Here is a 24,474-nt window from a genome sequence, read left to right as displayed (position 1 = left end):
GAAGCCGGTGCGGATCCGCGCAGCGGATGCGCGGAATCCTATACGCCGCACCATTTGAGATTAAAGCTCCCGGCAACGGGAGCTTGTCTTTTACGCCAGCTTGAGTGCTTTCGTCCAAAGGGACGATTTCCTGTCGACTCGTGTAAGATTCCGAGTAGATGTCGCGGCCCATCCGCGACCACTCCTTCTTCAAGCGACCGATCAGGGTGATATTTCGTGGCAGAGCGTCCGACATACAAGCTCAGGTTTCTCGATCCCAAGAAGCGCTTTCCGGCGATGCCCGAGCAGCCAGCGGGACGCTCATATGGCGTGGTCTGGAAACTCTTTGGCGAGGATCAGCATGAATCTTGTTATGTCGTCGAATTCGTTGGCAAAAGCCATGTGTCGCTTTTGGGCTACGTAAGCGTTTCGGGTGAGGTGTACAAGGTGGACCGCCCCGTTAGCGAGGCTCCGCTGCCGAACGATCCCGACATGGAACTGGTCCTTGATGAGTCGGATTCCAGTATTGGTGAGATTATGGTAAGGGGAGCCAACGGTGCAATGCGCGCGTGCGCGCAAACTGCCGGCTCTCCCGAAGGCCCCATGCGCGAGCAGTCCGATCACGAGACATGGAATTCAACCCGCGCCCTTCCTTACGGCGAGTTCATGGCATCGATGTTTCTGCGCTACGTGATATTCGCTGACTCCGAAAATACCATTGCGAGCATGGCGGACGCCGACGGACTCGACGAGGGTATGCAAAACGTTGTCGACAAGATCAAGCTCGTAAAGTTGCCCGAGCCGGTCGAGGTGTTTTTGGGCTTTAACACGACACCGCTCCCCGATGCTATCGAGACGCTGCTCTACCGCGTTGACCATGCCGAGAATCCGAGCGGTATCGAGCGCTATGCCGCCGCCCTTATGAGTGAAATTGACTTGCCCCGCTTGCGCACCATTGCCGCTAAGTCCGAGATGAGCCTGGCTCGCATCGATCGCTCAAAGCTTTTCTATCTCAATTTTGATCGCAGCCTGCTGGACCAGGACGAGATTGACACGCTGCTCGCCATCGAGTGCCGTCTCAACCGTCTCTCCGGCATCCTTGAGCACATCGGGGCCGGATTGGTCCCTGCGGCATCCTCGCCGAGCCTTGAGGGCTGTGCGCTCTTTGATTCGTGGCAAATCGCCAAGACGACCAACGATGTTCCCCGACTGCTCGATACAACCTCGAGCGACAACCCGTGGTCCAAACCGGGAACGGTGGCTTGTCAGCCGGGCGGTGAGTGGGATGTGCGTACCCGCTTCGCGCGTATTGTCGAGGCACTTAACGTGGTCACGCGGCTCGACTATACCTATCGGACAAACGTTGCCGAGGGGATCATGCTCGTTCGGTTTGGGCAGTCTGTCGTTGATGCCATGCCGCAACGTGAATACGACGCTCAAGATGACGCCTGGCGCGAGTTGGACGAGGACACGCGCGCGATCTGGGCCGCGGAGCACGATGCGCGCGTGGCACTCACGCTTGCAGCAGCGTGTTTTGCCGCGGGCACCTGCATCACGCGCTGCTATGTGCAGATTGCTGCTCCCGACAGTGAGCAGGGCGAGCGCGTTGTCGCAACGTATTTCTTTGGGCGCGCGGCCTATTTGGCCGATTGCGTGCCTGTCGCCAAGGATCTTGAGAGCATGGACATGGACGATATGCCGTGCAAGCGTGTACTTGAGGCGTATGAGTCAACCGCTCCGGAGACGATTGAGCCGGCGGAGGTTCATGCTCGTCCGCGTGATGATCATCGCACGCTGCCGCCGGCGCTGCGCGATCTGCTGCTTGCCGATACGGCTGACGAGTTGGAGGTCATGGAAGAGGACGACGACCCATACGTGGCCCGTGTTGTTGAATTGCGCGAGCAGGCAAAAGTCGACCGTACAGGTGCTTTTGAAGGCTTTTCCCGTCTTGTTGAGGAGTTGGAGGCTAAGTGCGCCGTCGCCGAGCTTTTGGCGACAGGTCCGGTTCAAACGCAGTTTTGCGATAACCAGCTGGTGCGCATGGTGCTACCGGTGTTGGAAGAAGACCGCTCTGTGCGAATCCTTCGTGCGCCCGATGCGCTGTACTTTGCCCAGCACGAGATCTGCAGCTTTTACGCCGAGCAAGAGGACTTTGAACGAGCACTGCCCGAGGTGCGCCATCTTTACGATCTGGCGCGCTCGTCCATGCAGTCGCACTTTGCGCTCATCAACGTGCTCGCGCGTCTGGAGCGCTTTGACGAGATTATCGAGGTGGCGCGCCACGGCCTACGTATTGCCAGCGATCGTTCTGCAATCGGCTACCTGTTCTATCGCTTGGCGTTTGCCTATTGGAATTGCGATCAGCTCGACCTGGCGCTGGCTTGTTACCGTCTGGTGCCGCGCGGCGAGGAGTCGGGCAGCAGCGCGCTGGAAGAAATGCAGGGCCTTATGAACGAGATGGGCGTCAGCGAGCCTCCGACGTTCGAGGAAGCGGTCGAGACCATCCACAAGGCTGGACTCGAGCTGCCGCCAGTGTCCGCCGTGACGAATCAGCTGGCAGATGCCGCTGTGCAACTGGTCGACAACGGTTTCTTTTTCCTAGCGCGCGGTTGTATCTTCCAAATGTGGCGCACCATGGGCAACGACGAGCTCGGCTCCCTCAACCGCTCGCTGGGGTAGGCGAAGCTTTCAAGAAGGAAAGGCTGCTAGGCAATTAGAAAATTTCCTCTTGCTCATCCTTGGCTGTTTGGTTACTATAGAACGGCTGTTACGGAGAGCTGACCGAGAGGCCGAAGGTGCTCGCCTGCTAAGCGAGTATGCCCCAAAAGGGCATCTGGGGTTCGAATCCCCAGCTCTCCGCCAGTTTAAATTTAAAGAAGGGTTCCATTTGGGGCCCTTTTTTAGTTTCAAGAGCGTTAGCTGGGGATTCGAACCCGAGAGGGCACGGGCGTTAAGCAAACGCGAAAGCGTTTGTAGCCCGTGGGCGAAAAGCCGCCAGGCTTTGAAGCCGGAGGGCATGCGCAGCATGCCCGGACATCCCCAGCTCTCCGCCAGTTTAACTTTAAAGAAGGGTCCCATTGGGGGCCCTTTTTTATTATCGAGAAAGGGCACTGGGGATTCGAACCCTCAAAAATGAGGCGCCCCGTTGGACGCCTCATTTGGTTCGATGTGAAATCGCTCCGGCCCTACACCTCGGGCGCCTTGGCGACGGTCTCGCTTTCTGCCGTGAGCGGGCGGTTGTCGATGCGACGGCCCAAGCGATCGAGCTTCACGAGTAGCCATTCAATGGGATTCGGCCCTGCGCCTTCCTCGTCGGCAACCAGGTCCATGACGGCGATCTTGGTGCCGTCCTGCTTGAGCGTGACGCTACCCACCTTGTCGCCCACATGCACCGTGCCCGAAAGATCGTCGTAGCTAACCTTTTCGGTCACCTCGCCGGCAAGGGAAAACACGGTCGCTTGCGCCGTAGGATCGGCGAGTGTGGCGTCGATCGTCTTATCCGTCCAGTCGGTTTGACCAATGCGCGCCATAAGCGGGTTGCCGTTGGCGGTCTTTTCCTGTGTGTTGGCGATTGCGACCGTCACCTTGTGACCGTAGTACCAGTTGGCAAGGGTGGCGGTATCGGTAAAGCGCTGGTCGGTGGTGGTGGAGTTCAAAACGACGGTGTAGATCTCGTCGCCGTCGCGGTTGTAGGCGCTCGTGAAGCAGTAGCCCGCGTCGTCGGTGGTGCCGGTCTTGCCGCCAATGTTGCCATCTTGGCCCAGCAAATAGTTATGCGTGTCCATGGAATGCGAATGGTCGGTGCCGTCGGCGCCCGTGACCTCGATCCAGGAATCCTCGCTCGCTACGACCTCGCGGATCGTATCGTTTTTCATGGCCTCCTGCATCATCATCGCTACGTCGTGTGCGGTTGAGTGCATATCGCCAGCCCACTCATCAAAGTCCAGACCATGCGGGTTTTCAAAAAGCGTACCGGTGCAGCCGAGCTTCTTAGCGCGCTCGTTCATGGCTTTCACAAATGTGGCCTCGGCGTCTTTGGTCTTAGGCTCGATCTTCTTGCCCACATATTCGGCGAGCACGACGGCGGCGTCGTTGCCCGAGGGAATCATCAGGCCGCGCAGTGCCTGCTCCACGGTAAGCTCGTCGCCTTCGAGCAAGCCGGCGGTCGAATTACCCACGGTGGCTGCGGCGTTGCTCACCGTGACCTTCTCGTCCATCTTGCAATTCTCGACGGTTAGGATTGCGGTCATGACCTTGGTGATCGAGGCGATTTTGACCTGCTCATCGGCGCCGCGCCCGTAGTAGACGGTGCCGTCTTTGCCCATGACGAGCGCATTGGTCGCATCGATATCGGGCAGATTTTCGGCCGTGATGCCGCGCGCATCGGCGGTTTTGCCGCAGACATTGTCGGTCGTGAGCACTTGGGCGCCGGCGACGGTGGGCACGCCAGCGGCAAGGGCGATAGCGCAGACAAAGCCGGCGGCAAGCTGGGCTGAGCGCTTTGCAAAAGAGGTGAGGGACTTCACAGATTTCGCTTTCGACGGGATGGTCTCTTCTGGAACTAGAGTATATCGTTTGCCGGTGTCGGCGATCATCGCGTGCGTGCGTGGCCCACATCCGCGCCCGAACGGGCACAAGGGTGCTTAAGGCCGACTTAATCACCCACGCTTGTTGTGTGTGGCATGCGCCCCCTCGGGCATAATGGAGCGCGAGAGGAGCACGCATGAACGAGCGCATTTTGGTAGTTGATGACGAAAAGGCCATCGCCGACTTGGTTGGTATCTACCTTACAAAAGAAGGCTTTGACGTACAGGTCGCCTATAGCGGGGCCGATGCTGCCAAGGCAATCTTGGAGCAGGAGTTCGATCTGGCGCTGCTGGATGTCATGCTGCCCGATATCGATGGGCTTGAGTTGCTGCGTACGATCCGTTCCAGCCATACCTATCCCGTGATCATGCTGACGGCGCGCGATGCCCAGCAAGACAAGATCGAGGGCCTTTCGCTCGGCGCGGACGATTACGTGGTTAAGCCGTTCCGCCCGCTGGAGCTCATCGCGCGCGTGCACGCTCAGCTTCGTCGCTACACCAGCTACGGTAGCCGTGCACAGGCGGCCGAGTCGCCGACCATCCAGTTCGACGGCCTAGAGATCAACCGCGATGCCCGTTCCGTAACGGTGGACGGTGCGCCGGTTCGCCTCACGCCCATCGAGTATTCCATCTTGCTGTATCTGGTCGAGCATCGCGGCAGTGTGGTGGCCGTGGAGGATCTGTTCCGCGCGGTGTGGAACGAGGATTTTATGCCCGGCTCCAACAATACGGTGATGGTGCACATTCGCCACCTGCGCGAAAAGATCGGTGACGACGCTCAAAAGCCGCGCTTTATCAAAAACGTCTGGGGCGTCGGCTACATAATCGAATAACGCCTTTGATGGTGGGGAAGTGGATATGACAAAAGACGATAGGCAGGCATTCGAGGTGTCCGATCGACTCTTTGAATACGTGAGGTCGGTCGTCGACAACCGCGCGCTTGCAACGGTGCTGCTCTTTTTGCTGAGCCTGCTGCTGATTGGCATCGATAACATCGCTGGAATCTTGGCGGTGCTGCTTGTCGGCTTTTTGCTGATCGATCGATTTGAAATCGTACGCCGCTGCGTGGTGATTGGCGGTGCCGCGTGGGCCATGACGTTGGCGATTGGCGCCATGGCACTCAGCGGCATCGAAGGGCCGGTGCTGTTCGATGCCGGCTTTGTATTCAACATGCTTGGCTTTGTGCTGGCGTTTGCCGTGTGCGTGCTGTTCTTTTGCGGCCGCGCCCTGTACTACCAGGGCTACGAGCAGGGCGAGCAGCATGCCGATTGTGTGCTGGCCGCTCGTATTCAAGATCGCCTGATCGATCACCCCGACACCTGGGACAACATCGACGGCGACTTCCTGGAGGTCGAGGGCGTACTCAACCGTGTGCGCGATCGCGAGCGCAAGGTGCAACAGGCCTTGCGTGACGAGTCTCATCGCAAGGACGATCTGGTCACGTATTTGGCACATGACCTACGCACCCCGCTTGCCAGTGTGGTGGGCTATCTTTCGCTGCTGCAAGAGGCTCCTGAGCTGCCGGTTGAGCAACGTTCACACTTTACGGGCGTGGCGCTCGACAAGGCGCACCGGCTCGATGCGCTCATCGAAGAGTTCTTCGATATCACGCGCTTTGACTTCCACGATATCGTGCTCACGCGCGGCTATGTTGATCTGGGGTTGCTGCTGGCTCAGGTGGCTGACGAGTTCTATCCCATCCTCAGCGAGCAGCATAAGGAAGCCCAAGTTGATATTCGCGAGGACCTGACGGTGCTCGTGGATGGCGACAAGATGGCCCGCGTGTTCAACAACATCATGAAAAACGCCGTCGCCTATAGCTATGAGGGCTCGACTATCACGATTGAGGCCAGGCGCCAAGACGATGGCGGCGTGCGCGTGCGCTTTATCAATCAGGGTGATCCTATCCCTGCGGCTAAGCTCAAGGTGATCTTTGAGAAGTTCTATCGCCTGGATGCGGCGCGTGCGACCAATCGCGGTGGTGCCGGCCTGGGCCTTGCTATTGCCAAGGAGATCATCGCGGCACACGGCGGTACCGTTGCATGTGAATCGACGCCCGAACACACGATATTCACCATCGAGCTGCCCGCCGCATAGCCAGTGTGCCCTTACAAACACTTGACAATGTGCTCACGTGCGTATGAGCCGCGATTCCTACTATCGATACTGCTGAATTGATATCGATATGGAGGTATGCGGTATGACGGCTGCTGCGGCTGTGGAGCCCACGGAGCTTGAAGAACTCATGGAAGCGCAGGCCGAGGCCGCGCATGAGCGCGAGGTTGGGGACGCGACTCGCCCCACGGCAGAGGATCTTGCCGCCTCGCCGACGCGCATCGACGTCGAGGGCCTCGACCTGTTCTATAGCGACCACCATGCGCTCAAGGACGTGAATATCAAGATCCGCGACAAGCAGATCACCTCGTTCATCGGGCCTTCGGGCTGCGGAAAGTCTACGTTGCTGCGCTGCTTTAACCGCATGAACGACGGCATCAAGGATTGCCGCATCGAGGGCAAGATTGCGCTCGATGGTCAAGATATCCTGGGCGATTACGACATCTGCCGTTTGCGCCAGCGCGTGGGCATGGTGTTCCAGCGCCCCAACCCGTTTCCCATGAGCATCTACGACAACGTCGCCTACGGTCCTCGCGGTATGGGTGTGCGCGACCGCGCCGTCCTCGATGAGCTGGTCGAGGACTCCCTTCGTCGCGCTGCGCTATGGGATGAGGTCAAGGACAAGCTCAAGGAGACGGGCCTGGGTCTTTCGGGTGGACAGCAGCAGCGCCTGTGCATCGCCCGCGCACTTGCCGTGCAGCCCGACATTCTGCTGATGGATGAGCCGACCTCGGCACTCGACCCTGTGTCGACGCTCGTGGTGGAGCAGCTTGCCTGCGAGCTCAAGGAGACCTGCACGCTGGTGGTCGTGACGCACAACATGCAGCAGGCCGCGCGTATTTCCGATTCGGTTGCGTTCTTTTTGCTGGGTGAGCTGGTGGAGCACGCGCCCACCGCGCAACTCTTCAAGAATCCGTCCGATCCGCGCACCGCGGATTATTTGACGGGGCGTTTTGGCTGACGCTGTCTTTTACAGGTGCCTTTAGGGTTAAGATGCGGTCATATCGGCCGCAAAGGGGTTCAACATGATCTATTACGTCGAGGACGATGACAACATCAGGGATTTGACAGTCTACGCGCTGCGCAAGCAGGGAATCGAGGCCGAGGGCTTTTCGTGCGATGGCGAGTTTAAAGCTGCCGTGGCGCGACGGGTGCCCGATGCTGTGCTGCTCGATATCATGCTGCCCGACACCGATGGCTTGGCGATTATGCGTCGCCTGCGTGCCGATCGCCTGACGGCGACGGTGCCCATCATGATGCTTACCGCCAAGGACACCGAACTCGACAAGGTGATGGCGCTCGATGGCGGTGCCGACGATTACCTGACTAAGCCGTTTTCGCTCATGGAGCTTGCGAGCCGCTGCCGCGCACTGCTGCGTCGCGGCGGCATGGTCAAGCAAGCGAGCGATGTGCTCAGCGTGGGCGACATCGTGCTTTCGCCCAGCCATCGCGAGGTGACCGTGGCCGGCGAGCCGCTTAAGCTCACCCTGCGCGAGTTCGACCTGCTCGAGTACCTCATGCGCAAGCCCGGCGTGGTCTTTACCCGCGAGTCGTTGCTGCAGAGCGTGTGGGGCTGGGACTTCGACGGCGGTTCGCGCACCGTCGACGTGCACGTGCAGACGCTTCGCCAAAAACTGGGCGAGCATGCCAGCGCCATCGAGACCGTGCGCGGCGTGGGCTACCGCTTGGCCGAGCCTTCTGCCGGTGATGGTGCCGAAGGCGACGACACCGCGGCCACCGCATCTGAGGAGTAACCCGTGGTCTTCGCCCCCCAGGGAAAACATACGCTGTCGCACCGCGTTTTTGTGACGATCTTTGTCTGCGCCATGGCAGTTATCGTGGCGTTTACGGTGCTGGGTGCGTTCTTTGTGCAAAACACTTTGGCGGATGCCACGAGTGCCAATCTGGCGCAGGAAACCGAGCTCATTGCTGCCGCCCTCGACGAGCAGCAGGAGCCCATTCCGTTCTTGCGGAGCCTCGATCGCGAGGATCTTCGTATCACGCTGATCAATAAGGACGGATCTGTTGCCTACGACAACGAGGCGTCGCCTTCCACACTGCCCAACCATGGCGATCGCCCCGAGGTCATCGAGGCCTTTGAGAGTGGTTCGGGTTCCGCGGAGCGCGCAAGCTCTACACTCGACGAGATTATGCTGTATCGCGCCGTCACCCTTGATAACGGCCAGGTCGTTCGCTTGGCGCAGGCCCAGCCTGGCGTTGCGGCGATTTTGCTGTCGATGCTGGCGCCGATGCTGCTTATCGCAGCAGCGGGTGCAGTACTCTCGTTTTTTATGGCGCGCCGTGAGTCCCGTGCCATCATCGCGCCGTTGCAAGAGGTGGATTTGGATCACCCACGCCGTAGCTATGAGCACGCCTATGCCGAGATGGTCCCCATGCTTGAGCGTATCGAGTCGCAGCGCCAGGAACTCAAGCGCCAAATGGCGGTGCTAGCGGACAACGACCGTATGCGCCGCGAGTTCACGGCGAATATCACCCATGAGCTCAAGACGCCGCTTACGGCGATTTCGGGCTATGCCGAGCTCATCGCAAATGGCATGGTCGAGGGCGAGGACGACCTGCGCAACTTTGGCGGTCGCATCTATCGTGAGGCGGGCCGCTTGGCAGCGCTTGTCAACGACATCCTTACGCTGTCTAACTTGGACGAGGCCGAGCGTGCGACTGAGGGCGAGGCGGTGCCCATTGGGTCCACGGAGCCTATTGAGCTCTCTCGTGCCATCTATGCGGTTGAGCAGCGTCTTGAACAGGTTGCCCGTCAGGCGAATGTGACGATAAGTCATGAGACCAAGCCTGTGGTCATCGAAGGCGTGTCGCGCTTGATCGACGAGCTCATCTATAATCTGGCAAGCAACGCCATCCGCTACAATCGACCCGGCGGTACGGTTACGTTGCAGTGCGGCACCAACGACGAAGGCCATCCGTTCCTCGCTGTCGCCGACACGGGAATCGGTATCGCGCCTGAAGAACAGGGCAAGGTATTTGAGCGGTTTTATCGCGTGGACAAGAGTAGGTCCAAGGCACGCGGCGGAACCGGCTTGGGGCTTGCCATTGTCAAGCATGCGGCCCTGTATCATCACGCCACGCTCGATCTGTCGAGCGAGTTGGGCGTGGGAACCACCATTACGGTGACGTTTCCCATACAGCAGGACGAGCCATTCGCATAGCGATACAACATAGATATTGATGTAGACGCCGCATTTGACTTTCGGGTGCGGCGTTGTTGTGCAATTTTACGATTGCTTCCGACATTTTTACAGGAGAGCCTGTTTCTTATGTATAGAGTTTGGTCTCGGTAAAAAGATGCGATAACATACGGACAGTTTTGTCAATCCGAACTGGGGAAATGAAAGGCAAGCTGCATGACCCTTCTCGAACTGTTCCAGCTGCTGAAGAAGCACCTCAAGCTGGTCATCACCCTTCCGGTGGTCTGCGCGATCGCCATGGGCATCGTGTCCTTCGTTGCGATGGACAACACCTATACCGCGACGACGAGCATGTACATTCTCGCCAAGACCGACGATAGCGGTCAGATGAGCTACAACGATCTCTCGGCGAGCCAGATGCTTTCCAACGATATCGCCACGCTGCTGGATAGCGATAGCGTTAAGAGCGGCGCCGCCAAAGAACTGGGCCTCACCGATCTGGATGACTACAAGGTGTCTGTTTCCTCCGAGACCACCACGCGTGTCATTACGCTTTCGGTTACCGGCACCGATGCCAAGGAGACGGCTGAGGTCGCAAAGGCCATTGCCAGCTCGGTGAGTACGGTCGCTCAGAACGTCGGCGCTGCCCAGAGCATCAACGTTATCGACGAGGCTAAGACCCCCGAAGCCCCCAGCGGCCCCAAGCGCACCCTGTATATTGCCGTCGCGTTCCTCGCCGGTATCTTTATCGCAGTTGCCTATGTCGTTTTGGCAGACATGCTCAATACCCGCATCCGCGGTGCCGAAGAGGCAGAAGAGCTCCTGGGTATTCCCGTTGTTGGCCGAATTCCGGCTATGAAAGGTGGTAAATAGGCATGGCTAAGGCAAAGAACACCGATAAGCTCGTTGTACAGAATGCCGCCAAGACCCTTCTGGCCAACATCCGCTTTGCGAGCGTGGACGAACCCATTCGCACCATCACCGTTACCTCCTCGATTCCCAACGAGGGCAAGTCTACGGTTTCCATTAACCTTGCTCAGGCAATCGCCACGAGCGGCAAGTCCGTGCTCCTGGTCGAGGCCGATATGCGCCGCAGGTCCCTTTCCGATATGCTCGGCGTTCGTTCGCGCGGCGGACTCTATGCGGTCCTTTCCGAGCAGATTTCCATTGACCAGGCAATTGTCGAGACGGGTCAGAAGAACTTCTACTTCCTCGATGCCGAGCCGCACATTCCCAATCCTGCCGACATCATCGTCTCCCATCGCTTTGCCAAGCTGGTAAAGGCACTGTCCGCCAAGTTCCAGTACGTCATCTTCGATGCTCCTCCGGTCGGCACCTTCATCGATGCTGCCGAGATTGCCAGCCTGACCGACGGCACGCTGTTCTTGGTGCGCGAGGACTTTACCAAGCGCGAAGAGGCGCTCAACGCCATCGGTCAGCTTAAGAAGTCCGAGAAGGTCAAGCTCATCGGTACCGTCATGAATTACTGTGAGACCGAGACCAGCGAGTACTACTATTCTTACTACACCAAGGACGGTAAGAAGGTTAAGAAGGGCTCCGACGATCAGGGCACTTCCAAAAAGGGCATCTTCACCAACCGAGCAAACGTTTAGTTGATTAAGGCTGACCTATGCGTGACATTCATTGCCATATCTTGCCGGGTGTAGACGACGGCGCCGCCGATCTCGAAGAGAGCTTGGCGATGCTCGAGGCTGCCAAGCGGGCCGGTGTAACCAGAATCGTTTGCACTCCTCACTGCCGTGATCCCTATTTTGATTACGACAAGATGTGGGATGCCTTTGAGCTGCTGCGCGATAACGCTGACGGTTTTCCGCTCCAAATGGGCTTCGAGGTCAACCATCGAAAGCTCGTTGAGCTTGGTATCGATGCCGCGGATCACTTGCATTTCGATGGGACCAACGAGTTTCTGCTCGAGCTTTCGACGCATGCCGATGCGTATGCGTTTAGAGAGTACGAGAACACGATTTACGATTTGCGGTGCCGTGGCTACCAGGTGATCATCGCTCATCCTGAGCGCTATCGTGCGGTTCAAAAGGATGTAAGCGTGGCGGAGCGCCTGGTCGATATGGGCTGCAAGCTGCAGGCTTCGGCGGACTTTATTGCCGGCGGTCGCTTTGGTCGCGAGAAAAAGCCGGCACAGCGCCTGTTCGACCAGAACCTGTACAGCTTCATCGCGAGCGATGCCCATAACGTGGGTCATTACGACTGCCTGGCGAAGGCTCGCGCGAAGTTTAGCGTGCGCGGAGCTCATTTTCGCTAAAATCTGTCCCTAACGTTCGCATTGAATGAAAGGGCAGCCATGGATATCCAACTTAAGACGGGATGCTTTGATGACGTGGCGTTGGTGCGCCGCGTCGTTTTTATGGACGAGCAGGGCTACGAGAATGAGTTCGACCAGATCGATGAGGCTTCTGACTGCATTCATGTGACGCTCTATGTAGACGGCGGGCTTGCCGGTTGCTCGCGCGTGTTTCCCGAAGAGCTTGAGCGCGCGGCTGACACAGAGGCTCCGGTGTCGCCGGCGTGCGATTTGGACGAAGGCGTCGCGGCGGGGGAGACCTACATTATGGGGCGCGTCGCCGTGCTGCCGGCTATGCGTCGTCGCGGACTGGCGAGTGCGATCGTCGAGGCCAGTGCTGCGTGTGCACGCGATGCCGGCGCTAAGCTTATTAAGCTGCATGCGCAGGAATACGTGCTGCCGCTCTATGCCAAGGCGGGCTACGCGCAGATTGCCCCGGTGGACTACGAAGACGAGGGCCAGCCCCATGCCTGGATGGCCAAGCGCGTAGATGGCAGATAGGGACGTTCCTTTTCTGCCGGCAGTTTGGGACACTCCTTGCCAATTGGCGCATTGGAGCGCTCGGACATACAGTTTTTCGATTCCGTATGTATATATGCGCGCTAATGGGTTATAAAATCTAAGTCTGAACATAGCAGGTCTGCGATGCGGCTCGGGCAACCGGGCCGTTTTTGCGGACGGGGGTAGCGCGAAAGGACTGCACATGCGTCAATTTAAGACCGAGAGCAAAAAATTGCTCGACCTCATGATCAACTCCATCTATACCAATAAGGAAATCTTCCTGCGCGAGCTTATCTCCAACGCGAGCGATGCCGTCGACAAGCTCAACTTTAAGAGCCTGCAGGACCCGAGCGTCAAGATCGATCAGGGCGACCTGGCCATTCGCGTCTCCTTCGATAAGGATGCCCGCACCATCACGATTTCGGATAACGGCATCGGCATGACCGCCGAGGAGCTCGAGCGCAATCTGGGCACCATCGCCCATTCCGGCTCCGAGGAGTTTAAGACCGAGAACGCCGAGCAACAGGGCTCCGATGTCGACATCATCGGCCAGTTTGGCGTGGGCTTCTACTCTGCCTTTATGGTTGCCAGCCACGTAAAGGTTGTCAGCCGCGCCTATGGCGAGGACACCGCTCACGTGTGGGAGTCTGATGGTCTTGAGGGTTACACCATCGAAGACGGCGAGCGCGCCGAGCACGGCACCGATGTCATCCTGACGCTGCGCGAGAACGAGAAGCTCGACGCCGACGGCGAGGCCGAGACCTACGATCGCTTCCTGACCGAGTGGGGCCTCAAGAGCCTGATTCAGCAGTACAGCAACTATGTGCGTTACCCGATCCAGATGATGGTGTCCAAGAGCCGCCAGAAGCCCAAGCCCGAGGATGCTGGCGACGATTACAAGCCCGAGTACGAGGACTACCAGGAGCTCGAGACCGTCAATTCCATGACACCGATCTGGAAGAAGCGCAGCTCCGATGTTGAGCAGAAGGACTATGACGAGTTCTACAAGTCTACGTTCCACGACTTTGACGATCCGGCGCGCACCATCAGCTTCCACGCCGAGGGTACGCTCGAGTACGATGCCCTGCTGTTTGTGCCGGGCCGCGCCCCGTTCGATCTGTACAGCAAGGACTACGAGAAGGGCCTGGCGCTTTACAGCTCCAACGTCCTGATCATGGAGAAGTGCGACGACCTGCTGCCCGACTACTACAACTTTGTCCGCGGCGTCGTGGATTCCGCCGACGTGTCGCTCAACATCTCGCGCGAGACGCTGCAGCAGAACCGTCAGCTTAAGGCCATCGCCAAGCGTGTGGAAAAGAAGATTACCGCCGACCTTGAGGATATGCGTGACAACGACCGTGAGGTCTACGAGAAGTTCTTTGAGAACTTTGGCCGCGGCCTTAAGTACGGCATCTACTCGAGCTATGGCATGAAGGCCGATGAGCTCGCCGACCTGCTGCTGTTCTGGTCTGCCAAGGAGCAGAAGATGATTACCCTGGCCGAGTATGCCAAGGACATGCCCGAGGATCAGAAGGCCATCTACTACGCCGCCGGCGACTCTCGTGAACGCTTGGCCAAGATGCCCGTGGTAAAGGGCGTGCTCGACCGCGGCTATGACGTGCTGCTGCTGACGCAGGATGTGGATGAGTTCACGTTCCAGGCCATGCGTGAGTACGTTGCCGCCGATATGCCCAAGCTTTACGAGGACGACGCTGCCCGCGAGGCTGCCGAGAAGGCCGTGGCCGACGGTGCCGAGCCCGAAGTCGAGGATCGTCACTTGGAGCTCAAGAACGTCGCGACCGGCGATCTTGACCTGGCGACCGAGGACGAGAAAAAGGAGGCCGAGGACGCCACCAAGGAGAACGAGGACCTCTTTAGCGCCATGAAGGAGGCGCTCGGCGACAAGGTCGAGAAGGTCGCCGTCTCTGCACGCCTGACCGATGCTCCCGCGTGCATTACCACCGAGGGCCCGCTTTCGCTCGAGATGGAGAAGGTGCTCCAGAAGGGTCCCGAGGGCGCGCCCGACGGTATGCCCAAGAGCCAGCGCGTGCTCGAGCTCAACGCCAAGCACCCGGTCTTTGCCAAGCTCGTCGCTGCTCAGAAGGCGGGCGACGCCGACAAGATCAAGCAGTACTCCGGTCTGCTCTATGACCAGGCTCTGCTGGTCGAGGGCATCCTCCCCGAGGACCCCGTTGCCTTTGCGGCGGCTGTCTGCGAGCTTATGTAATCGGTTCCGCCGTTCTACCGAACGGCGGACCGGCCGACGCTGCAAGCCCGCCAGAGCGGCAATCTGCCTTTCAACTTCGGCGGCATGACCAGAAGGTCAATGCCGCCTCGTTTCAAGGCACCTTGCTCGCTCTGGCGGGCTTTCGCTGTCTGCGCCAAAACATCGGCGTTTTTGTTGTTGGTAGCCGTTGGCGATGCGGCAGTTAGGGACGTTCCTTTTCTGCCGGCACCTGGGGACACTCCTTAGTCGTTGGGGACGTTCTTGTTTGACTAGTCCGTTTAAGAACGTCCCCAATGACTATTTATCCGGACTGCTAATTTGTGCAGGCTGTGGTTTTGTGACCTGCTGAAATTAAAGATACTGTACAACTGTACGCTAACTCATCTTCGTAGTATATTGCTACCCGCAAAACTCGATACCATTGTGCTCTAAGACGCTAAAGCGCCTACGTACAATGGTTGTCGATAGTACGATTTGATTCAACGACAGGATGGATGGTCCAAGCGTGAGTCTCGGCAGCAAACTATCCGATGCAAAGGTCTCCTTTGCGATATTTAAGCGCGACATTAAGCGACTGCTTGTGAACCCCGTCGCCTTGGTGGTTACCCTCGGCGTGTGCGTTATTCCCTCGCTGTATGCCTGGTACAACATCGTGGCAAATTGGGATCCGTACGGAAATACCCAGGGCATCAAGATTGCCATCGCCAACAACGATCGGGGCACCCAGAACGACCTGGTGGGCGAGCTCAACGCGGGCGACAAGGTCGTCGATCGGCTCAAGGAGAACGATCAGCTGGGCTGGACCTTCGTCGATTCGGCGGCTGATGCCAAAGAGGGTGTCGAGAGCGGTGAGTACTATGCGGCCATCGTAATCCCCAAGAACTTCTCGGATAACCTGGTTTCGATGCTCGACGGCAACTACCATCAGCCCAAGCTTACGTACTACGTCAATGAGAAGAAGAGCGCTATTGCGCCCAAGGTTACCGACACCGGTGCAAACACCATCGAGGAGCAGATCAACTCGGAGTTCGTCTCCACGGTGGGCGAGACCGTTGCCAGTATTGCCAAGGATGCCGGAGTCGATTTAAAGGACAAGGCAACCCAGACTCAGGATTCGTTGGCCGGTTCGGTATCAGAGGCATCCGGTACCTTGGGCGAGGTGCGTGGTTCGATTGGCGACATGAATGCCGCCATCGATAAGACGAGTGGTTCCATTGCCTCGGCAGATGCAGCACTTGCCGGTCTGCAGGGTCAGGCGCCGTCGCTGACGCAGGCGATCTCCCAGGGCAACGACCTGCTGGGCGAGGCTCGCGCCACGGCGGGTAACTCTGTCGCCTCGCTCTCCAAGGCTCTCTCGGAAGGCAGCCTTGCGCTCACCAAGACGTCAGCCTCCGCGAACGCTGCGATTGGCAAGCTGACGGGTGCGGTCACATCTACGACCACCCGTATCGACAACTCGCTTGAGTCTCTCCAAGCGACGATTGACCACAATAAGGCCGTTATCGGCCACTTGGAAATTCTCGTCAATGACACGTCGACAGGTTCCAAGGAAATTGACGCGCGCATTGTATCGACCATCGATTTGCTCCGCGAGCAGAATGAAAAGCTTCAGAGCATCAAGGACGGTCTGTCTGCGCAATCGAGCGCCATGGCGAATGACGCCGCGGCTATCTCGGGTGCCAGCGATGCTATCAATAACGCAATTCAGACCGGTGCGACCAACCTTGGCCAGACCCAGACGGACCTGGGTCAAAACGCGCTGCCGAAGGTCTCGAGCGCGCTTGATTCATTTGCCGCCGTCTCGGGTGATCTGACGGGAATCGTGTCTGGCCTCACGCCTACTATTGCAAATGCGCGCGGTACACTTTCGCAACTCAACGCTACGCTCGGTCAGGCCAAGACCACGCTGTCCCAGACCGATGCCTCGCTTGCCAAGGTCCAGGACAAGCTCGCAACCGCCGCCAACGACATCGCGGCGCTACAGACCTCCGAGTCCATGGGCGAGCTGGCCGACCTGATGGACGTCGACGTCGATGACGTTGCAGACTTCATGGCATCTCCGGTCGAGCTGACCTCAAAGTCAATTTACCCGGTCAAGAGCTTCGGCTCGGGCATTGCCCCGTTCTATACCAATCTGGCGCTGTGGGTGGGCGGCTACGTGCTCATCGCCATCTACAAGCTCGAGGTCGACCGTGAGGGTGTTGGCAGCTTTACGGCGCGCCAAGGCTACTTTGGCCGCTGGTTGCTCCTGGTGATCCTGGGCGCGTTGCAAGCCATCATCGTTACGGTGGGAGATCTGGTCATTGGCGTACAGTGCGTTAGTCCGCTGCTGTTCGTGCTGGGCGGCATCGCCATCTCGTTCACCTACGTCAATATCATCTATGCGCTGTCCACCACGTTTAAGCATATCGGCAAGGCTATCGGCGTCATTCTCGTCATCGTGCAGATCCCGGGTTCGTCGGGCATGTATCCCATCGAGATGATGCCCGGCTTCTTCCAGTGGCTGCACCCGCTGCTACCCTTTACCTACGGCATCAATCTGCTGCGCGAGACGGTCGGCGGCATGTATTCGTTCAACTACCTGTTTAACCTGTGCATTCTGGGCGTGTTCTTGATCGTGGCGCTCTTTATCGGCCTGCAGCTGCGTCCGCTGCTGCTCAACCTTAACCTGCTCTTTGATAAACAGCTTTCCACGACCGGTATGATGATTTGCGAGTCCAACGACCTGCCGCGCCAGCGCTACTCGCTGCGCACGGCCATGCGTGTCATGCTCGATTCCGATTCGTACCGTCGCGAACTGCTCGACCATGCGGTCGCCTTTGAACATCGCTACCCGTACTACATCAAGGGCGGTTTCGCCGCTGTAGTCGGCGTGCAGGTGCTGCTCTTCGTTCTGTCGACGGTTCTCGATATCGACAATAACGGCAAGATCATCCTGCTTGTCATTTGGATCATCTCGGTTATTGCCATCTGCGGCTGGCTTATCAATATCGAGTACATCCGCTCGAGCCTCAACACCCAGATGCGCATTTCGGCGCTTTCGGATGAGGACCTGCGCCGCGAGATGCGCGAGCACACGGCCGCCATTCCGGCCGCTCGTCGCATGTTCGGCTTGAATGCGAGCGAGCGGGGGTCTGAACCCAAGACTCAGGCTGTCAACCAATGTGGTCATCGCGATGCGGTCCATGTGCCCGAGAACGGGGATGACACGTTTGTGATGAATGAAAAGAACGCCCCGCTCGGCAAGCACTCCAAAGGAGGTGAGGCATAAATGAAGAACATCCTGCATCTGTTTAAGCGCGATGTCCAAAACGTGTCTCGCTCCGTAATCGGCTTGGTTGTCGTGATGGGCCTCATTATCGTACCGTGCCTGTACGCGTGGTTTAACATCGCCGGCAGCTGGGATCCGTACGGCAACACCGGCAATCTTAAGATCGCCGTGGTCAACACCGATGAGGGTTACGAGAGCGATCTGATCCCCGTCGAGGTCAACGTGGGCGAAAACGTGACCGCCACCCTGCGCGGCAACGAGAACTTCGACTGGGTTGTGCTCAACGATCGAGAAAAGGCCATCGAGGGCGTCAAATCGGGCGCATACTATGCGGCTGTCGTTATCCCTAAGACGTTTAGTGCCGATATGATGACGCTCTTTTCGACCGACGTGAAGCATGCCGATATCGAGTTTTACGAGAATCAGAAGGCCAACGCCATTGCCCAGATCGTGACCGAGAAGGGCTCGAGCGCCGTCCAGAACCAGGTTAACGAATCTTTTACCGAGACCATTACGAGCATCGGTCTCAAGACGGTGTCCAGCCTGCTCGATTACATGAGCACCGACCAAGTCAGCAACTTTATCGCCAACCTGTCCTCGACGCTCGGCGATTCGATTGAGGACCTGCAAGACGTTCAGGCTAATGCTTCGTCGCTGGCGGGCATTTTGAACTCCACGTCCGATTCGTTGACGTCGGCGAGCGGTATGCTCAAGCAGACCGGTGCCATCGATGAGTCGACAAAGCAGCTCATGGAACATGCCAAAAGCGGCATCGATGATTCCAAAGAGGCGCTTAAGGCGGCAAACGATGCCATCGATGCCGCGATCGATGGAAGTACGGGTTCGTTCGACAATGTGTCCGCCGAGCTCGCGAAGGCGTTCGATGCCGCGAACCAGCATGTCGACCTTACGGTGTCCCAACTCAACGATGCCGCTGCGGCCCTCAATGCGCGCGCCAAAGATATCGACGCCACTGCCGACCAGCTCCGCGGCTTTGCCGAGCAGGTCAGTGACGAAAAGCTCCAGGACAGTCTCAAGTCCGTGGCAACATCGCTGAGCAGGATCGCGGTGGAGTATCGCAACAACGCCAAGGACCTGACGGCAACCGCTAAGTCCCTTTCTGACAGCATGGCAGAGGTCAACAGCACGCGTGCCGAGGTCGACCAGGCCATCGCTGATGCCAAGGCGGGCATTTCGGGCGCCAAGTCCGACTACGATTCCGCGTTCTCGGTTAAGGCCAAGGAGCTTAAGAAGACGGTTTCGGGCATTCTGGATTCGCTCAACGGTATCTCGGGCGATCTGGATAGCGCCGTAGATGGCCTGACCGACGCATCCGGTTCGCTGGCAAAGGGCCTCTCCAAGGCTGCAAAGCTGGTCAACAAGGCTTCCGATCAGCTGGGCGAGGCGTCGGACAAGATCAGCGCGTTTAAGGACGAGCTCGACGGTGCCTTGATGTCGGATGACCTCGCGACGATCAAGACGATGATCGGCAACGATCCCGAGGGTTTGGCCGTGTCGCTTTCCGGCCCCGTCGCGCTCGACCGCAAACCGGTCTATCCGATCCGCAACTACGGTTCGGCCATGGCACCGTTCTACACGATTCTGTCGCTCTGGGTCGGCTCGATCGTGCTGGCGGCCATGATGAAGGTCTCGGTTGACGATGAGCTTATCAACGAGCTGATCCCCGTGCGCCTGCACGAGATCTACCTGGGCCGCTACCTGTTTTTTGGAGGTCTGGCCCTGCTGCAGGCGACACTCGTGTGCGCGGGCGACATCCTGTTCTTTGGCATCCAATGCGACAACCCGCTGCAGTTTGTACTTGCCGGCTGGGTCGCGAGTCTCGTGTTCTCCAATATCGTCTACACGCTCACCGTGTCGTTTGGTGATATCGGTAAGGCACTCGCCGTCGTGTTGCTGGTCATGCAGGTCGGCGGTTCGGGCGGTACGTTCCCCATCGAGATGACCGGCCCCGTGTTCCAGGCGATCTATCCGTTCCTGCCGTTCACCCACGGCATCAACGCCATGCATGCCGCCATGGCCGGCGCCTACCATATGGAGTACTGGATTGAGCTGGGTATCTTGGCGAGCTACCTGATTCCGTCGCTGGCCCTGGGCGTCGTCTTCCGCCGCCCGGTCATCAAAGCCAACGACTGGATCATCGAAAAGCTGGAGTCGACTAAGTTGATCTAGTTCAGCCAGGTAAACGCCGTCGGAACATCGAGATCTTCCAGTTTGATACTTTATTATGCTGGATTGCGATGCAACACCGGTTGTTGCTACAGTAGCGGGGCGTGCCGGGGGTCCGGTGCGCCCTGTTTTTATTTGACCATGAGGCGGCACGCAGCCATACGCGTGCGGACACCACGCCCAGATTGAGTGCGAGGATGTTCCATGGCCCAATACGCTGCCAATGAAATCGAAAACTTGCCCGATAGCCCTGTAGCCCGTGAGGATTTGGGCGCCGGCGGCACCTCCCGCGGCGCCGGCGCGCGTTCTCCGTTCTTCTGGAAGTTCTTGCTGCTTTCGGTGGCGGTCATCTGGGGCTATTCCTTTACCACCATGAAAGATGCGCTCGACACCATTCCGGCGTTCGCGCTGATCTACGTTCGTTTCCTTCCGGCTTCGCTGGTTATGTTCGCCATCTTCCACAAACGCATCATCGCGCACTTTAATGCTCGCAACCTTATCGTCGGGCTTGGTATGGGCGCACTTATGTTTGGCGCGTACGGTTTGCAGACGATTGGCCTGGCACAGACCACGGCGGGCAAGAGTGCATTTTTGACGGGTACCTATTGCATCCTCGTGCCGTTTGCGAGCTATGTCCTGGGCGGAGAAAAGCTTACCCGTTACAACTTGGGCGCCGCATTGCTGTGCCTGGCGGGCATTGGCCTGGTGGCGCTCGATAGCGTCGAGTTCAATATCGGCGATGCCATTACGCTGGGCGGCGCGGTCTTCTTCGCCATCCAGATGGCGGTGACCGCCAAGTACGGTCGCAAAATGGACATCAACGTCATCACGTTTTGGATGTTTGTGGGCAATGGCATCCTAAGCCTGGTCTCGTCGCTGCTATTCGAGACCCAGGCGCCTCTGTCCGTGTGGACGCCGAATTTTATCTGTGTGATGGCGTTTCTCTCGGTGGGCTGCACATGCGTGGCTCTGCTCATCCAAAACGTCGGCTTGGCGCACGTCCCGGCCTCGACGGGTTCATTGCTCCTATCGATGGAGTCCCCTTCGGGCGTGTTGTTTTCGGTGCTGCTGATGGGGGAGGCGCTCACCTCGCGTCTGCTCGCCGGTTTCGTTCTCATCTTCTTGTCGATCATCTTGAGCGAGACACATTTCGATTTTTTGCGCCGAAATAATTGCGCGCAATTGTAAACAACTTGTTGCGCTGCCCTCCTGGGGCGGCGTTTTTTATGTAACGCCCTTACAGTTATACCTTGCACTTTAGACCATCAAAGTGTTTGCTGCACAAATAATACTGGAGGGCATCTATGGCACCAGCTCAGTCCGATTTTCAACCGCAACCAGCGCCCAAGGCCACCCCGGCAGCGCAAGCCGCTATCGGTGACGGTCTTGTTGCCGAGGCTCAAGCTTTTGCAGACAAGCTTGCTGCGTGGCGCCACGATCTGCATCAGACGCCCGAGTTGGGTAATTGCCTTCCGCAAACCTCTGCGTATATCCAGGCACGTCTGACCGAGATGGGCATCCCGTTCGCCACGCTCGTCGACGGCTCCTGTGTTGTGGGCCTCATCGGTGCCGGTGCGGCCGTGGCGGCCCAGGGCAACGGTACGTGCACGGACGATCAGGCCGGCACGGTCATCATGCTGCGCGGTGACATGGATGCCCTTCCCGTCGCGGAAGAGTCGGGCGAGCCTTTTGCCTCTGTCAACGGCTGCATGCATGCTTGCGGCCACGATATGCATGCGACGGCCCTGCTTGGTGCCGCCCGCCTGCTCAAGTCTCGCGAGGCCGAGCTTGTCGATGCCAACGCCACGGTGAAGTTGCTGTTCCAGCCGGGCGAGGAAACCTTTGAGGGTGCCCGCGCCGCCATCGCCGACGGTCTGCTGCAGAACCCGCGCCCCCAGGCTGCCTTTGCCATGCACGTTAACAGCCAATCGCCGCTCGGCCTGGTGCTCTATGGGAGCCCGGCGCTTTCGGGCGTGTACGGTTTCCGCATCACGCTCCAGGGCAAGGGCGGCCATGGCTCGAGCCCCGAGATCTGCATCGACCCCATCACGGCCGGCGTCCATGTGCACCTGGCGCTCCAGGAGCTTATCGCCCGCGAGGTGCCGGCGGCCAAGGAAGTCGCGCTTACCGTTGGCAAGTTTGCCGGCGGCTTGGCGGCCAACGTCATCCCCGACACCTGCGTGCTCGAGGGAACGCTGCGCGGCTTTGATGTTGAGCTCATGGCTCACCTCAAGACCCGCATCGCGGAGGTCGTCAACGGCGTTGCCGCAACATATCGTACGCCGGCGACCATCGAGACGCTTTCGGATGTTCCGCCGCTTGTGCTCGACAGCGATATGACTCAGGCGTCGCTTGGCTACGTGGGCGCAGTGCTGCCCAAGGCGGCTTTCTTGCCGCTTTTCCATGCCATGGCGAGTGAGGACTTCGCGCTTATCTCGAGCAAGATTCCGAGTGCGTACTTTACCGTGGGCGCGGCCGTAACCGACACGGACGAACACTTTGCCCAGCACCATCCCAAGGCACGTTTTAACGATGCCGAGCTTCCTCTCGGCGCCGCGGCTTATACCGCCGTCGCTTTGGGCTATATCGCCGACCACCGGTAGCACCCAACCTTGCCTTTCAAGCCTGCGGGCATGGCCGTAAGGCCTATGCCCTTGTCTTTCAAGGCAATCTTGGGCACTACCGGCGCCCGGCGCCGGCTATTCGTTTGTTAAATAAGGAGCAGTATGTCCCAGCAACGTAAATTCTTCCCCGGCTGGCTCGTGGTGGCCTCCGGCTTCGTGATCATGGCCACGTGCTACACGATTTTCGTCAACTGCATGAGCCTGTTCCAGCCGCTCATCGTCAGCGACCTCGGGATTACGCTTGCCCAGTACAACATCTCCAACGCTATCTCCACCGTGGTGAGCGTTATCGGTTCACTTGTCATTGGCCATGTCGCCGATAAAGTAAGCGGCCGCGTTTTGGGCTCCCTCACTGTAATCGCCACCTCTGCCGTTCTTGCTGGCATGAGCTTTGTGGGTGAACTTTGGCAGGTCTACGTGCTCTTTGCCGTTTCGGGCTGCTTCGCTGTGGCCTCGACCCGTCTGCTCATTAGCCTGGTGACCGCCAACTGGTTTACCGCCAAGCGAGGCCTTGCCATCTCCATCGCACTTTCGGGCTCGGGCTTTGGCGGCGCTATTCTCTCGCCGATCGTGAGCTCGCTTATCGTGAGTGTGGGCTGGCGCTCTGCGTTCCTGGTACTCGCTGCCGTCTGCATTGTGGCGGCACTGCCCATCACGGCCTATTCCTTCCGCACCAAGCCTTCCGAGATCGGCCTTAAGCCGCTCGGCGAGAACCCGGGCGATCCGTCCGTCTCGACGGCTGGCGACAAGGACGAGCAAACGGCGCCCGAGGTTAGCGTCGGCTGGTCTCGTATCAAGAAGAGCCCGGCATTTTGGCTGCTCGTCGTCGCCTTCCTCTTTATGGGCCTGGTCAATGGCGCCATCCTGCCCAACCAGGTCACCAACATGACGAGCGTTACCGTCAACGGCGCCAAGATCGTCACGGGCGGCCACGATTCCATGTGGGCAGGTACTGTGCTTTCGGCCTACATGGTCACCGTCGTTATCGCCAAGATTTCGCTCGGTGCGATCTATGACCGCTTCGGTCTGCGCTTTGGCAATATCCTTGGCTCCGTTGCGTGCATTATCGCCTGTGTCGCCCTGTGCTTCCCGACGACGGACCTCGGTCCTATTGTCGCCGCTGTGAGTTTTGGTATCGGAACGTGCATGGGCACCATCACGCCCACGATCGCGGCTTCCAAGCAGTTCGGCATGGCCGATCTCGGCAAGGTCACGGGCACCATCACCTCGCTCGAGATGGTCGGCGGCACCGTGGGCGCCATTGTCTCGGGCGTGCTGTTCGACGCCACGGGCTCCTTTGCGAGCACCTGGATCGTGTGCTTGGCGTGCTCCGTGGTCATGCTCGTGTTCCTGCTGGCATCCGAGCCCATCGCCGCCAAGCTGCGCGCGAGCGTGGCGGGGGAGTAGGCGTCCGTCGCTCTTTTCTGTTCGTCCCGTTCTGTCCGTGGCCGCCTTGGAAGCCGAATGGATGCTCGTACCATCATTCGGTTTCCAAGGCGGCCA

Annotated in this window: 17 protein-coding genes and 1 tRNA gene; 17 read left to right on the top strand and 1 reads right to left on the bottom strand. The window is 58.7% G+C overall.

Annotated elements, in window-relative coordinates; translation table 11 throughout:
* The first annotated feature begins 216 nt into the window (after positions 1–216).
* Together DWY05_RS09330 and DWY05_RS09325 are read left to right on the top strand one after the other, a co-directional pair.
* The gene (locus DWY05_RS09330; protein ID WP_117821399.1) at positions 217–2,658 is read left to right on the top strand and encodes a lipopolysaccharide assembly protein LapB; all 2,442 of its coding nucleotides are present in this window, start codon (positions 217–219) and stop codon (positions 2,656–2,658) included.
* 92 nt (positions 2,659–2,750) lie between these two features.
* Positions 2,751–2,841 (top strand) — tRNA-Ser (locus DWY05_RS09325).
* Between the two features lie 323 nt (positions 2,842–3,164).
* On the opposite strand, the gene DWY05_RS09320 is transcribed toward DWY05_RS09325, so the two are convergent.
* A complete protein-coding gene (locus DWY05_RS09320; protein WP_158558728.1) occupies positions 3,165–4,505 on the bottom strand; it encodes a D-alanyl-D-alanine carboxypeptidase family protein in 1,341 nt (446 codons plus the stop codon).
* A 197-nt stretch (positions 4,506–4,702) separates the two neighbouring features.
* Here DWY05_RS09320 and DWY05_RS09315 point away from each other — a divergent pair, with 197 nt between their 5' ends.
* The 15 genes from DWY05_RS09315 (at position 4,703) to DWY05_RS09245 (ending at position 24,378) form a co-directional block, all read left to right on the top strand.
* Entirely contained in the window at positions 4,703–5,398 is a 696-nt protein-coding gene (locus DWY05_RS09315) for a response regulator transcription factor (protein WP_117716623.1), read from the top strand.
* A gap of 25 nt (positions 5,399–5,423) precedes the next feature.
* On the top strand, positions 5,424–6,662 hold the full coding sequence (locus DWY05_RS09310) for a sensor histidine kinase KdpD (protein ID WP_117821397.1): 1,239 nt from the start codon (positions 5,424–5,426) through the stop codon (positions 6,660–6,662).
* 103 nt (positions 6,663–6,765) lie between these two features.
* Positions 6,766–7,641, top strand: a complete 876-nt coding sequence (gene pstB, locus DWY05_RS09305) for a phosphate ABC transporter ATP-binding protein PstB (RefSeq protein ID WP_199409619.1) — start codon at positions 6,766–6,768, stop codon at positions 7,639–7,641.
* Positions 7,642–7,705: 64 nt separating this feature from the next.
* A complete protein-coding gene (locus tag DWY05_RS09300) occupies positions 7,706–8,434 on the top strand; it encodes a response regulator transcription factor (RefSeq protein WP_089572665.1) in 729 nt (242 codons plus the stop codon).
* Between the two features lie 3 nt (positions 8,435–8,437).
* On the top strand, positions 8,438–9,862 hold the full coding sequence (locus tag DWY05_RS09295; RefSeq protein ID WP_117803628.1) for a cell wall metabolism sensor histidine kinase WalK: 1,425 nt from the start codon (positions 8,438–8,440) through the stop codon (positions 9,860–9,862).
* 195 nt (positions 9,863–10,057) lie between these two features.
* On the top strand, positions 10,058–10,714 hold the full coding sequence (locus DWY05_RS09290) for a YveK family protein (protein ID WP_055250503.1): 657 nt from the start codon (positions 10,058–10,060) through the stop codon (positions 10,712–10,714).
* A 2-nt stretch (positions 10,715–10,716) separates the two neighbouring features.
* Complete coding sequence (locus tag DWY05_RS09285) at positions 10,717–11,454, top strand: CpsD/CapB family tyrosine-protein kinase (protein WP_117821396.1); 738 nt, start codon at positions 10,717–10,719, stop codon at positions 11,452–11,454.
* Between the two features lie 17 nt (positions 11,455–11,471).
* Positions 11,472–12,122, top strand: coding sequence for a tyrosine-protein phosphatase (locus DWY05_RS09280; RefSeq protein WP_117821395.1), 651 nt, complete (start codon positions 11,472–11,474; stop codon positions 12,120–12,122).
* 39 nt (positions 12,123–12,161) lie between these two features.
* Positions 12,162–12,662: a GNAT family N-acetyltransferase gene (locus DWY05_RS09275; RefSeq protein WP_117821394.1), complete on the top strand. Its 501-nt coding sequence runs from the start codon at positions 12,162–12,164 to the stop codon at positions 12,660–12,662.
* 202 nt (positions 12,663–12,864) lie between these two features.
* Complete coding sequence (htpG, locus tag DWY05_RS09270) at positions 12,865–14,889, top strand: molecular chaperone HtpG (RefSeq protein ID WP_117821393.1); 2,025 nt, start codon at positions 12,865–12,867, stop codon at positions 14,887–14,889.
* A 505-nt stretch (positions 14,890–15,394) separates the two neighbouring features.
* Positions 15,395–18,160: a YhgE/Pip domain-containing protein gene (locus tag DWY05_RS09265; RefSeq protein WP_233504066.1), complete on the top strand. Its 2,766-nt coding sequence runs from the start codon at positions 15,395–15,397 to the stop codon at positions 18,158–18,160.
* On the top strand, positions 18,161–20,350 hold the full coding sequence (locus DWY05_RS09260; protein ID WP_117821391.1) for a YhgE/Pip domain-containing protein: 2,190 nt from the start codon (positions 18,161–18,163) through the stop codon (positions 20,348–20,350). It abuts the gene before it with no gap.
* A gap of 201 nt (positions 20,351–20,551) precedes the next feature.
* Positions 20,552–21,535: a DMT family transporter gene (locus DWY05_RS09255; protein ID WP_117821390.1), complete on the top strand. Its 984-nt coding sequence runs from the start codon at positions 20,552–20,554 to the stop codon at positions 21,533–21,535.
* 116 nt (positions 21,536–21,651) lie between these two features.
* The gene (locus tag DWY05_RS09250) at positions 21,652–22,950 is read left to right on the top strand and encodes a M20 family metallopeptidase (protein WP_117821389.1); all 1,299 of its coding nucleotides are present in this window, start codon (positions 21,652–21,654) and stop codon (positions 22,948–22,950) included.
* Positions 22,951–23,073: 123 nt separating this feature from the next.
* On the top strand, positions 23,074–24,378 hold the full coding sequence (locus DWY05_RS09245; RefSeq protein ID WP_117821388.1) for an MFS transporter: 1,305 nt from the start codon (positions 23,074–23,076) through the stop codon (positions 24,376–24,378).
* The last annotated feature ends 96 nt before the right edge of the window (positions 24,379–24,474 follow it).

It is taken from the genome of Collinsella sp. AF23-4AC (assembly GCF_003462685.1).
GTDB lineage: Bacteria > Actinomycetota > Coriobacteriia > Coriobacteriales > Coriobacteriaceae > Collinsella.
The sequence above is the reverse complement of the archived record's forward strand: the minus strand, read 5'-3'. Positions and strand labels throughout refer to the sequence as shown.